Genomic DNA, 11,830 nt, shown 5'->3' with positions numbered 1-11,830 from the left:
TTGCGTCTAGGCGCGCCCGCCGAACAGCTCCCTCAAGACCTGATTGCATTCCTGCGGCCGCTCGATCGTGCTCCAATGGCCGCAGCGGTTGAGAATGGTGACCCGCGCATCTGCCAGGCGCTCCGCCATGGCGCGCGCGTTGGACGCGGGCGCCACCGGATCCTCGTCGCCGGTGACCAGCCGCACCGGACATTTGATGCGGTCGAGATTGGCCGGCTGCGCCGCGGCGAGCGCCTCGCAGTTCTTCGCGTAGCCCTCGGCGTCCTGGCGCATGATGAACTCGCGCACCAAAGCGACCGCGACCGGCGCGTTGCTCTTGGTGTCGCCGGACAAGGTCGCCTGCACGATCTGGTCGGCGATGCCGGGCATGCCTTCGCTGCGCGCCTTGGCCGCGCGGTCGCCCAGGCCCTTGCGCGCCGGCTCCGGCGGCTGGTGGATCGGGCCGAACAGAGCGAGGCTGCGCACCAGCTCCGGATGCTGCTCGGCGACGTGCTGGCAGACGATGGTGCCCATGGAATGGCCGACGAAATGCGCCCGCTCGGCGCCGACCGCCCGCGCCGCCTTGGCCACCGCATCGACCATGCTCTGGATCGAGAGACTGCCGGAAAGCGGGCTCCGGCCGCTGCCCGGCAGGTCCGGGCGGATGGTGCGATAGCGCCCACCCAGTCCGAGAACTTGCGGGCAGAAGGTGTTCGAGGTGCCGCCCAGCCCATGCAGCATGATGACCGGATCGCCGCTGCCCTCGACCTCGACTTGCATGCGCTCGACCGCGAGGCTGCTCACGCGCGCGCCTCCGCTCTCGCTTTCGGTTCGACCGCGCTGCCGCGCTGGCGCACCGGATTCTCCAGCACGCCGATGCCGGAGAGCTCGATCTTCACCGTGTCGCCGGCTTTCAGGTATTTCGGCGGGTTGAAGCCGATGCCGACGCCGACCGGCGTGCCGGTGGCGATGATGTCGCCGGGATAGAGCGTGATCCCCGCCGAGATGGTCTCGATCAGGGTCGGCACGTCGAAGATCAGCAGGCTGGTATTGGCGCTCTGCCGGAGCTCGCCGTTGACCCAGCATTTGAGGTCGATGTTGGCGATGTCCAGCTCATCGGCGGAGACCAGGACCGGCCCCATCGGGCAGAAGGTGTCCTGGGACTTGCCGATGTCCCACTGCTTGTATTTGGCCTGCAGGTCGCGGGCGGTCACGTCGTTGACGATGGTGCAGCCCCAGACATGCTTCAGCGCGTCGGCCTTCTTGATGCCCCGGCCGCCCTTGCCGATCACGACGGCGAGCTCGGCCTCATAGTCGATCGCGCTGCTGGCCGCCGGGTCGATCTCGATCGCCGCCCCCGGTGCGATCACGCATTCCGGCACCTTGGTGAAGACGATCGGCGATTCCGGGACCGCCCCGCTGGCAGCGCTGGAATCGAAGCCGCTCTTGGCGAATTCATGGGCGTGTTCGTAGTAATTCTTGCCGACGCAGAAGATGTTCCGGCGCGGGCGGGGGATCGGCGCGTCGAAGACCAGGCCGGCGGTCGGGATCGAGGCGCCGAGGCTGGGGGAATCCGCCCGCAAGCCGCGCTCGATGACCGGCAGCGCGCCGCGCTCCTCCACTTCGGCGCCGAGATCGAACGGACGTATGGTCTTGCCGTCGGCGCTCAGCAGGCCGACGCGCCTTCGGCTGCCCGCACGAAACGTGGCAATCCGCATGAACCCCTCCCGATTGAGCCAATGTTGAACCATTGACCCGTTTGGTATAGGGTATGGTGTCAGCCTTCCCGCGCCGAGTCAACGGCGGGGGGCGCCGAATCATCGATAATGGAAATGCCTCAATGGCCCTGCCCCAGACCACCAACACCCGCTTCCAGAATGCCGAGGACGTCGTTTCGGACATCCACCGCCGTATCGAAAGCGGCGAATGGCCCGAGGGACACCGGCTCCCGCCCGAGCGGGAGCTCGCCGCGCTCTATGGCCTGGCGCGGAATACGGTGCGGAGCGCGCTCAACCAGATGGGCGGCGACCTGATCCGGGTGGTCGGCCGCGGCACTTATGTCCGGGCGAAGAGCGGCGGCGGCGTGCCCGGCCTCGGCCGGCACATGAAGGATGCCAGCCCGGCCGAGGTGATGGAGGTTCGCCTCATCATCGAGCCCCAGGCGGCGGCCCTGGCCGCGCACCGGGCCAACAGCGAGGACCTCGCCGAGATCGAGGAGATCCTGCGCCGCTCGATCGCCGCCAAGGGCATCGCCGAGTTCGAGCATTGGGACGCAGCGCTGCATCTCGCGGTGTTCCGCGCCACCAAGAACCAGCTGCTGATCGACTATTGCGAGGCGATCAACACCGCCCGCCACCAGCCGCATTGGCACCGGCTGAAGCAGAAGAGCCTGACCGACGGCCTGCGCTCGCAATACGACCGCGAGCACAGCGCCCTGGTCGATGCCCTGAAGCAGCGCGACGCCGAGAAGGCGCGGCGGCTCATCCACCAGCACCTGGTCCGGGTGCGCGACAGCCTGCTGGCGATCGACGCCTGAGGAGGCATCCGTGAAACTCAGCAGGCTGGCCCGGCTCGGTGTCGCATCGGCAGCGCTTGCGTTTGCCGGTCTTGCCGCACGCGCCGATGACGAACCCGCGCTGAATGCAGATGAGATCCGATCTCAATTCCTCGGGCACCTCCTCGTTGGGTCTGGCGTCGCCGCAGACGGCACCAGGCTTAGTCAGGCCGCCTACTTCAGTACCGACGGCAAACTTCTTGTAATCGCTTCCGACGGCAATTCTAAGGTCAGCCTCGTCTATACCGAGAGCTTCGCGATCAAGGATGACGCTTTGTGCCTGCACGATCTCGGTCTGATGCGGAAGCAGCGAGCGGATCGCTGTTACGAAGTCCATGGCGGCCCGAAAGACAACATTTGGTCTGGCCTGCTCGTGGACAAGCAAAATCCCGATTCCCGCTTGGCGGTCCACATGAGAAACCGTGTCGGGGAGAAGGAGATCCAGGAACGCTGGGCGAGTTGGGAGAGTATCCGCCAGGAGGCCGGACCGATCGACGGCTTCGGCTGGCTGCAGGATATCCAGCCGAATCCATACCGATTCAAGGGACAGCGCCTAGTCGTGCGCGGCAGCTTCGTCCAAATGGTCGGCGACCGTCGCGGCTGGTTCACCTGGGATGAAGCGGGCAGTTATGGCGACCACGGCCAGTTCATCGCGCAGGGCATCGCCAACGAAATGTTCGGAGATCCCGGAACGACCGCGATCTTCGTCGGCGAGTTTTCCGATATTCAGCAAATGACCGTGTCGGGCAACACCATGTTCATTCCGGTGATGAACGTGACGGCCGCCCGCTTGTGCGAAAAGACCTGCGGCGAATACTTCGAGAATTGGTGATCCGCTCAGCCCGTGGTCCAGCCGCCGTCCACATGCAGGATGGTGCCGTTGACCAGCGAGGCGGCCGGCGACGCCAGGAACACCACCGCGCCGGCGACCTCCTTCGGTTCGCCGATGCGGCCCAAGGGGATCTTCGCGACCGTCTGCTTCAGGAATTCCGGGTCCGAGAGCGCGGGCCGCGTGCCGTCGGTCCAGATGAAGGTCGGCGCCACGGCATTGACGCAGATGTTGTAGCGGCCCCATTCATGCGCCAGGCAGCGGGTGAGGTGATCGATCCCGGCCTTGCTCATGCAGTAGATCGGCTCGCCGCGGAGCGCCACGCTGCCGGCCTGCGAGCTCATGTTGATGATGCGGCCATAGCGCCTTGCGATCATCAGCTTGCCCACCGCCTGGCTGGCGAAGAAGGTGCCTTTCAGATTGACCTGCAAGGTCAGGTCGAAATCGGCCTCGTTGACGTTCTCGGCCAGGTTCTCCGGGCTGGCGCCGGCATTGTTCACCAGCACGTCGATCTTGCCGAAATGCCGGTCGGCCTCGGCGACCGCGCTCTGGATCTCGTCCAGCTTGGTCATGTCCATCTGCAGCGGCAGCGCCTTGCGGCCGAGCTTCTGGATCGCCGCGACCAGGCTCTCGCCCGACTTCCTGTCGCGCAAGCCGAGCGCGATATCCGCCCCGGCATGGGCACAGGCCAAGGCGCAGGCGCGGCCCAGCCCGCGTGCCGCCGCCGTCACCAGCACCACCTGCCCGCTCAAGTCGAAACGCGGAAATTCCGAGTTCGCCATCTCCCCCAATCCCCTGCTTTTGATGTTCCACTGGGGGCCATCGAACGCGGTAAGATGCGGCCCGTCAAGCTGGGGGACAAATGGACCAGACCGCGATCGCCCGCGCCGCCGAACTGCTGTGGCGCACCCGTCTCGCCGAGACACGCATCGATGCCCTGCCGCCGGAAATCCGGCCCGCGTCGCTGGCCGAGGGTTACGCAATCCAGGAAGCGATGCTGGATCTGGTGGAGCAGCCGGCGGTCGGCTGGAAGATCGCCGCCACCAGCGCCGCCGGGCAGAAGCATATCGGCGTGACTGAGCCCCTGGCCGGCCGGCTGTTCCGCGACTTCGTGCTGGCCGACGGTGCCCGACGCCCGATCGCCCGCAACCACATGCGCGTCGCCGAGGCGGAGTTCGCCTTCAGGATGGCGCGCGACTTGCCGCCGCGTGGGCGCGACTACGACCAGAGCGAGGTCATTGATGCGGTCGCGGCGATGCATCTCGCGATCGAGGTGCCGGACGCGCGTTATCAGGTGTTCGACACGATCGGCGCGCCCTCGATCTGCGCCGATTGCGCCTTCCACGCCTGGTTCCTGCTGGGTCCCGAAGTGCCGGACTGGCGCGGGCTCGATCTTTCCCGGCAGCCGGTCCGCGCCTGGAAACAGGACAGGCTCGTAGCCGAGGGCAGCGGCGCCAATGCGCTGGGCGATCCCCGGATCGCGCTCACCTGGCTTGCCAATCACCTCAACAAGCGCGGCCTCGGCCTGAAGGCCGGCGAGATCGTCACCACCGGCACCTGCGTGAAGCCGGTCGATGTCGCGGCCGGCGATACGGTGGTGATGGACTTTTTCGTGCTGGGCAGGATGAGCGCCGGCTTCGACTGATTGTGACTGCTCTTTCATCGAAACGCGAAACTTCTGTCACGTTCCGGCGGGATGTTGCGGCCCCCGCCTGAACCGTTCCGGAGTCCCCGCCATGAAGATCCGCATCACCGAGAATCGCCTATCGCGCCGCCGCTTCCTGACAGGCACCGCCGCCATCGGCGCCGCCACGCTCACCGGCATCGCCGCGCCGCGCATCAGCCGCGCCGCCGCGCGGCCGCTGATCACCCATGGCATCCAGTCCGGCGACGTCGGCACCGATCGCGCGGTGCTGTGGTCGCGCGCCGACCGTCCGGCCAACGCGGTGTTCGAATGGTCGACCACCGAGAGCTTCAAGGACGCGCATACCCTGCCGAAAGTCGCGGCGCTGCCGGATTCCGATTTCACGGTGAAGCTGCTGGCGGGCGGCCTGCCTTCGAACCAGGACATCTTCTATCGCGTGAAGTTCCAGGATCTGGCCGATCCCAGCGTCGAAAGCGAACCGCTAACCGGCCATTTCCGCACCGCGCCGACGGCGCTGCGCGACGTTTCCTTCACCTGGTCCGGCGATACTTGCGGCCAGGGTTGGGGCATCGATGAATCCCGCGGCGGGATGAAGGCGTATGCCACGATGCTGAAACACCAGCCGGATTTCTTCCTGCATTCCGGCGACAACGTCTATGCCGACGGCCCGCTGCAGGCCGAGGTGAAGCTGCCCGACGGCAGCACCTGGAAGAACTTGGTCACGCCGGAGAAGTCCAAGCCGGCCGAGACGCTCGACGAGTTCCGCGGCCAGTACAAATACAACTTCATGGACAAGAATTTGCTGGCACTTTATGCCGCCGTGCCGGTGCTTTCGCAATGGGACGACCACGAGGTGACCAACAACTGGTCGGCCTCCAAGGTGCTGGCCGAGCCCTATACCGAGAAGTCGATCGCGGTGATGGCGGCCCGCGCTGCCCGCGCCTACCAGGAGTACATGCCGATCGCGCAATACCCGCAGGAACCGAACCGGGTCTATCGCAAGATCGCCTACGGCCCGCTGCTCGACGTCTTCATGATCGACATGCGGACCTATCGCGATCCCAACGGCGACAACCTCGAGACCGAGGAGAGCAAGGCGGTCTTCCTCGGCGCCGAGCAGCTCGCCTGGCTGAAACGGGAGCTGGTCTCCTCCAAGGCGCTCTGGAAGGTGATCGCCGCCGACATGCCGCTCTCGCTGATCGTCTGGAACAACGCCAAGGACAAGAAGGGCTTCGAGGCGGTGGCCAACAACGACGGCGGCAAGCCCTTGGGCCGCGAGCTGGAATTCGCCGACCTGCTGCGCTTCATCAAGGCGGCGAATGTGCAGAACACGGTCTGGCTGACGGCGGACGTGCATTACACCGCCGCGCATTACTACGATCCCAACAAGGCGCAGTTCCAGGACTTCAACCCGTTCTGGGAGTTCGTCTCCGGCCCGATCCACGCCGGCACCTTCGGCCCGAACGACCTCGACATGACCTTCGGCCCCGAGGTGAAATACGTGAAGGCGCCGGAAGCCGGCAAGGTGAACCTGAGCCCGGTCGAGGGCATGCAGTTCTTCGGCCATGTTGCGATCAAGGCCGATACCGGCGTCATGACCGTGACCCTGCGCGATACCGCCGACACCGCGCTGTGGTCGACGGATCTGGAGCCGGTGCGAATCTAGTCTGCTGCACGGAGTTTGCTGCACCCCCACCCGATCCTCCCCCGAAGACGGGGGAGGGCTCGATTTGACTCCCTCTCCCGTCTTCGGGGAAGGTGGGGGCGGGGGTGCCGCACAATGATTCCATCGCATGGCACCACATCTGGTGGGGGCTAAAGCGTAACCACTTCGCCCATCCGCACTGAACGATCCGCCGCCAGTGCGATCCGCAAGCTGCGCACCGCATCCGACATGTGATCGGTGAGGTCGACGTTCTCGCGGATCGCCTTCAGCAGATAGCGCTGCTCGCGTTCGCAAAGCGCGTCATGGTCAGGCTCGTCCTGGGTGTCGAAGACCTCGTCCTGGCGGGCGAGATTGCCGGCGGCGTCGAGCGCCGCGTGGTGCAGCAGGATGCGGTTTGTCTTGGTGTGGGTGTTGATGTCGGCGGACTTGGTGTCCTTGTTGCCCTCGTCGGCAACGACGATGGAGACGCTGCCCTTGGGGCCGATCACGTCCTTCACGAAGAAAGCGGTCTCGCTCATCATCGGGCCCCAGCCGGCCTCGTACCAACCGACCGAGCCGTCGTCGAAGGCGACCTGCAGCATGCCGTAATTATACATGCCCTGCGGCAGATCGACGTCCGGCATGCCGTCGGTCAGGCGCGCGCCGAGCGCGTGCACACGCACCGCCTTGGCCCGGGTGATCTGGCACATGACGTCGAGATAATGGACGCCGCAATCGACGATGGGCGACAGGCTCTGCAGCAGCTTCTTGTGGTCTTCCCACTGCTTGCCGCTACTCTGCTGGTTCAAGTTCATGCGGAAGACCAGCGGCGACCCCAGGGTCTTGGCGAGCGCGATGAATTTGATCCAGGATGGGTGGTGCCGAAGGATATAGCCGATCACCAGCTTCCTGCCGGTGCGCTTCGCCGCCGCGACCACGCGCTCGGCATCCTCCACGGTGTCCGCCAGCGGCTTCTCGACAAAGACATGCGCCCCCGCCTCCATGGCGGCGATCGCATATTCGGCGTGGCTGTCCGACCAGGTGCTGATCGAGACCACGTCGGGCTTCACCGCCTTGAGGGCCTCGCCGTAGTCGGCAAAACGCTGTGCCGAAGCCAGCACCGGCGGCAGCTGGCGCTCGGCGATGCGGCGTTCGCAGACCGCGGCGACCTCGTAGCCGTCGATCCGCGCATAGGCCATGGCGTGGGACATGCCCATATTGCCCAGCCCGACGCTGAGGACCCGCAGCTTGCCGCTCATCCCTTCACCCTTTCGTCCTGTCGCGCGCCCGAGATCCAGGTCGCTTTGACTTTGTAATCGCCGTCCAGCAGCACCAGGTCGGCGCGATAGCCTTCGGCGATCCGGCCGAGCTCGCCATCGAGGCGCAGGAACGCTGCGGAATTGAGCGATGCCATCCGCAGCGCATCCTCGACCGGCACGCCGAGGTGGCGGACCGTGTTGCGCACGGCGCTCGCCATGTCGAGATCGGAGCCGGCGAGCGTGCCGGCATCGTTCACCAACGCGCCGTCGATGCGGCTGATCTTCTCGCCCAGCAGTTCGAAATGATCCTCCGCGCTGCCGACCGACGGCATGGCGTCGGTCACCAGTATCATCCGCTCGGTGCCGCGTGCCGCCAAAGCCACGCGCAACGAAACCGCCGATACATGGTGCAGATCGACGATCAGCCCGCACCAGAGCTGCTTGTCCTCCAGCGCCGCGCCGACCGGGCCGGGCTCGCGCCCCATCATCGGCGGCATGGCGTTGAAGAGATGTGTGATGCCGGTGAGGCCCGCTCGCTGCGCCTCGCGGATGGTCTCGAGGTCGGCCTTGGTGTGGCCGGCGGCGACGATGATGCCGGATTTGGTGAGCTTGGCGATGGTCGCCGGCTCGGTCTTCTCCGGCGCCAGGGTCACCAGCACGCGGCCGCCGGCCGGCAGGTCGATCATCGCCAGGTCCTGGTCGCCGATCGGACGCATGAGTTCGGCGCGGTGGATGCCCTTGCGCTCTGGGTTGAGGAAGGGGCCTTCGAGATGGATCCCGAGCACGCCGGGGGTGCGTGCCTGCATCGCGGCATCGGCGGCCTTGATCGCCTCGGCCATGCTCGCCGGCGTGTCGGTGATGAAGGTCGGCAGGAATCCGGTGGTGCCGAAGCGGCGGTGCGCGGCGCCGATCGCGGCGATGCCGGCGATGCTGCGGGTCTCGTTGAACAGCACGCCGCCGCCGCCATTGACCTGCACGTCGATGAAGCCCGGCGCGAGCAGCCCGCTGATCGCCTGCTGCTCCACGCCCTTGGGCAGCTTCGCCTCCGGCATGACGCCGGCGATTTTGCCGGCTTCGATAAGGACGGCATGTCCGCGGCGCAGACCTATGCCGTCGAACAAAGTGGCGCCGATCAGTGCCGTCGCCATTACTGGGTCTCCGTGACTTTCTTGAGATGCGGCGGGCGGTCTGGATCGCGGCCATGCGCCCAGGCGAGGCGCTCGGCCAGCAGATAGAAGCTCTGGATCAGCAGGATCGGCGCCGAGAAGGGATTGGATTCCGGGAGGCTCGGCAAGGAGATCGCGCCGGTCGCCTGGTCGCCGGCGCCGGCGGCGATCACCGGCACGCCACGCCCGGCGAGGCCGCGCAGGATCTTCAGCACGCCGCTCTCGGATTTGTCCGGCTGCAGGAAGGCCATCACCGGAAAATCCTGGCCCGGCAGAGCGAGTGGTCCATGCATCAGCTCGGCGGCGCTCATCGCCTCGGCATGCAGGCCGCAGATCTCCTTCAGCTTCAGCGCCGCTTCCTGCGCGACGCCGAAGCCGGGACCGCGGCCGATCACGAAGAGATTGCGCACACTGTTCAATATCGGCTCCGCCGCCGACCAGTCGTATTGCGTGGCCAGCGACAGCTCCTCAGGCAGGCGATCGACCGCCGCATGGAGCAGCGCGTCGCCCGACCAATGCGCGACGATCTGCAGGATCGAGGCGAGCGAGGCGATATAGGACTTGGTCGCCGCCACGCTGCGCTCCGGGCCAGCCAGCAGCGGCAGCACGATCTCCGCCTTTTGCGCCAGCGGCGATTCCGTGTCGTTCACCAGCGCCACCGTGATGGCCCCGGCGCCGCGCGCCGCGTCGGTCAGCGACAGCAGATCCGGGCTGCGCCCCGACTGCGAGATGGTGAGGCAGAGTGCCCCTTGCATGCGCGGCGCGCCGCCGAACACCGAGCTGACCGAGGGCCCAACCGAGGCGGTCACCAGGCCCTGGTGGATCTCCAGCAGGTATTTCGCGTAGGTCCCGGCATTGTCCGAGCTGCCGCGCGCGCAGGTCACCGCGAAAGGCGGGGGCGCGGCGCGCAGGCGCTTAGCCAGGTCGGCGCAGCGCCCGGCATTGGCGGCGAGCATCCTGGCCACCACCTGCGGCGCTTCCAGCGCCTCGCTGCGCATCAGGCTTCCGTTTGCAGATCCCATTCTATTCCTGTTCGGTACTCGGTGTGCCAAGGCTCAATTCGGCGACGAAGTCATAGGCATCGCCACGGTAGTAGGAGGAGGTGAACTCGACGGCGACCCCGTCCTGGTCGAAGGAGCGCCGCTCGATGTAGAGCGCCGCGGTGCCGTCCGGCACCTGCAGCAGCTTCGCCTGCTCGGAATTCAGCAGCACCGCGTGCAGGCGCTGCAAGGCGCGCCGCGGCGAATGGCCCCGGCCGATCAGCACGGCATAGAGCGAGGTCGCGACCGCTTCCGGATCCGGCACCAGGCGGTTCGGCACCACAGCATGCTCGATCGCCATCGGCACGTCGTCGGCGGTGCGGAGACGGTCGAAGCGACTGACCAGTTCGCCCGGCGAGAGGCCAAGCGCCATGGATTCCTTCGGCGTGGCCGGCCCGACGCCGCGGCCGAGAAAGACCGCGCCGGGCTGCAGCCCGCGCCCCAGCATGTCGTCGGTGAAGCTGGAGAGCCGGGAGAGCGGCTGCTCGACCTGCACCGCGGGCGCGATGAAGGTGCCGGAGCCCCAGCGCTGCACCAGCATGCCCTTCTCGACCAGGCCCGCGATCGCCTTGCGCACGGTCACGCGGGAGATGCCGAGCTGGCGTGAGAGATCGCGCTCGCTGGGCAGGGCCTCGTCGGCGCGGAGCTTGCCGGAGCGCACCGCCTGCTGGATCAGATGCTGGAGCTGCAAATAGAGCGGCGTCGGGCTGCTCTCGTCGAGCGAACCCGCGTCGCGGAAATCCGGTTGCGCCGCCGTCTTCAAGCGCCCGCCCTCTGCTGCGATGGAAGCGCCCCCTGGGGCTGCGCCTCGCGCGCCAGCAGCAGCGCGCCTTCCATAGCGTCGCCCTTCGGCGCAACCAGCTTCTCCTGGATTCGCCGCGGCAGCCAGGGCCGCAGCGGCTCGCCGAGCCCGCCCAAGAGAGCGATTCCCGGCGCACCGGCGTCGAGCAATCGATCGGCGATGCGGGCGGCACCTTCGGCCGCATGCTCGATCACCGCGACGCCCATCGCATCGCCCTGCCCCGCATAGTCCAGCACCAAGGGCGCGAGCTGCGCGAAGTCGGTCGGTCGCGCCTGGTCGGCCCAGGTGACGATCTTCGGCGGCTGATGATCGAAGCGATCGAGGATCTTCGCGGCGAGTTTGGTCATCGGCGCCATGCCGTCATGGGCCCAGAGCGCGCGCCGGATGGCGTGCTTGCCAATCTCGTTGCCGCTGGCATCGTCGGAGATCACGTTGCCCCAGCCGCCGACATTGAAGCGCTGGCCCTTAACCACCGCGAGCCCGGCCGAGCCGGTGCCGATGATCAGGATCGCGCCGTCGCCGCCAGAGAAGGCGCCGAGCCAGGCGATATAGGCGTCGGTGTCGATGGCGACACGCGGAAAGGGATGTGGCTGCGCCAGCAGCTGGCCGTTGCGGGCCTCGTCGATGGCTCCCGCCATGCCGAGGCCGACCGAGGCGCGGCCGAGATCGCCTTCGCCGAGGCCGCCCACTTTCGCCGCGGCTATGGCGGCATCGACGATCGCGGCCATGGCGACCGCGGGGCCGAGGCGCAGGTTGGCCGGTCCACCGGTGCCCTCGCCGATCAGACGACCGCCGCCGTCGCGGATCCGGGCCCGGCAATGGGTCCCTCCGCCGTCGATTCCTATAAATAGAGTGTCAGCCATTCAGCTGGCGGCGCTCCCAGACATTCGCCAGAGTTATAATGCCAGTTT

Annotated in this window: 12 protein-coding genes; 4 read left to right on the top strand and 8 right to left on the bottom strand. The window is 67.0% G+C overall.

Features of this window, described 5'->3' with window-relative positions:
- Nucleotides 1–6 precede the first annotated feature (6 nt).
- Nucleotides 7–783 (bottom strand): alpha/beta fold hydrolase, encoded by a 777-nt coding sequence (locus ACYQ4T_RS03025; RefSeq protein ID WP_459850736.1) that lies wholly within the window; start codon nt 781–783, stop codon nt 7–9.
- On the bottom strand, nt 780–1,697 hold the full coding sequence (locus ACYQ4T_RS03020; RefSeq protein WP_459850734.1) for a fumarylacetoacetate hydrolase family protein: 918 nt from the start codon (nt 1,695–1,697) through the stop codon (nt 780–782). Before ACYQ4T_RS03020 ends, ACYQ4T_RS03025 begins: the two co-directional genes overlap by 4 nt.
- A 122-nt stretch (nt 1,698–1,819) precedes the next feature.
- Here ACYQ4T_RS03020 and ACYQ4T_RS03015 point away from each other — a divergent pair, with 122 nt between their 5' ends.
- Both ACYQ4T_RS03015 and ACYQ4T_RS03010 read left to right on the top strand, forming a co-directional pair.
- The gene (locus tag ACYQ4T_RS03015) at nt 1,820–2,515 is read left to right on the top strand and encodes a FadR/GntR family transcriptional regulator (protein WP_459850732.1); all 696 of its coding nucleotides are present in this window, start codon (nt 1,820–1,822) and stop codon (nt 2,513–2,515) included.
- Nucleotides 2,516–2,525: 10 nt separating this feature from the next.
- A complete protein-coding gene (locus tag ACYQ4T_RS03010) occupies nt 2,526–3,365 on the top strand; it encodes a hypothetical protein (RefSeq protein WP_459850730.1) in 840 nt (279 codons plus the stop codon).
- Between the two features lie 5 nt (nt 3,366–3,370).
- Here the strand turns inward: ACYQ4T_RS03010 and ACYQ4T_RS03005 are convergent, their stop codons facing one another.
- Nucleotides 3,371–4,144, bottom strand: coding sequence for an SDR family NAD(P)-dependent oxidoreductase (locus ACYQ4T_RS03005; RefSeq protein WP_459850728.1), 774 nt, complete (start codon nt 4,142–4,144; stop codon nt 3,371–3,373).
- Nucleotides 4,145–4,224: 80 nt separating this feature from the next.
- Between ACYQ4T_RS03005 and ACYQ4T_RS03000 the strand changes: the two genes are divergently transcribed.
- Together ACYQ4T_RS03000 and ACYQ4T_RS02995 are read left to right on the top strand one after the other, a co-directional pair.
- A complete protein-coding gene (locus ACYQ4T_RS03000; RefSeq protein ID WP_459850726.1) occupies nt 4,225–5,007 on the top strand; it encodes a 2-keto-4-pentenoate hydratase in 783 nt (260 codons plus the stop codon).
- A gap of 91 nt (nt 5,008–5,098) precedes the next feature.
- Nucleotides 5,099–6,673: an alkaline phosphatase D family protein gene (locus tag ACYQ4T_RS02995; RefSeq protein WP_459850724.1), complete on the top strand. Its 1,575-nt coding sequence runs from the start codon at nt 5,099–5,101 to the stop codon at nt 6,671–6,673.
- 149 nt (nt 6,674–6,822) lie between these two features.
- On the opposite strand, the gene ACYQ4T_RS02990 is transcribed toward ACYQ4T_RS02995, so the two are convergent.
- From ACYQ4T_RS02990 to ACYQ4T_RS02970, 5 genes are read right to left on the bottom strand one after another with little or no spacing between them, the layout of a single operon-like run.
- Nucleotides 6,823–7,911, bottom strand: coding sequence for a Gfo/Idh/MocA family protein (locus ACYQ4T_RS02990; RefSeq protein ID WP_459850722.1), 1,089 nt, complete (start codon nt 7,909–7,911; stop codon nt 6,823–6,825).
- Nucleotides 7,908–9,059, bottom strand: coding sequence for an N-acetylglucosamine-6-phosphate deacetylase (gene nagA / locus ACYQ4T_RS02985; protein WP_459850720.1), 1,152 nt, complete (start codon nt 9,057–9,059; stop codon nt 7,908–7,910). Before nagA ends, ACYQ4T_RS02990 begins: the two co-directional genes overlap by 4 nt.
- Nucleotides 9,059–10,075 (bottom strand): SIS domain-containing protein, encoded by a 1,017-nt coding sequence (locus tag ACYQ4T_RS02980; RefSeq protein ID WP_459850718.1) that lies wholly within the window; start codon nt 10,073–10,075, stop codon nt 9,059–9,061. Before ACYQ4T_RS02980 ends, nagA begins: the two co-directional genes overlap by 1 nt.
- Before the next feature lie 25 nt (nt 10,076–10,100).
- Nucleotides 10,101–10,880, bottom strand: coding sequence for a GntR family transcriptional regulator (locus ACYQ4T_RS02975; protein ID WP_459850716.1), 780 nt, complete (start codon nt 10,878–10,880; stop codon nt 10,101–10,103).
- On the bottom strand, nt 10,877–11,782 hold the full coding sequence (locus tag ACYQ4T_RS02970; protein WP_459850715.1) for a glucosamine kinase nucleotide-binding domain-containing protein: 906 nt from the start codon (nt 11,780–11,782) through the stop codon (nt 10,877–10,879). Before ACYQ4T_RS02970 ends, ACYQ4T_RS02975 begins: the two co-directional genes overlap by 4 nt.
- Between the last annotated feature and the right edge of the window lie 48 nt (nt 11,783–11,830).

The sequence above is a fragment of the Dongia sp. agr-C8 genome, from assembly GCF_054658695.1.
The sequence above is the reverse complement of the archived record's forward strand: the minus strand, read 5'-3'. Positions and strand labels throughout refer to the sequence as shown.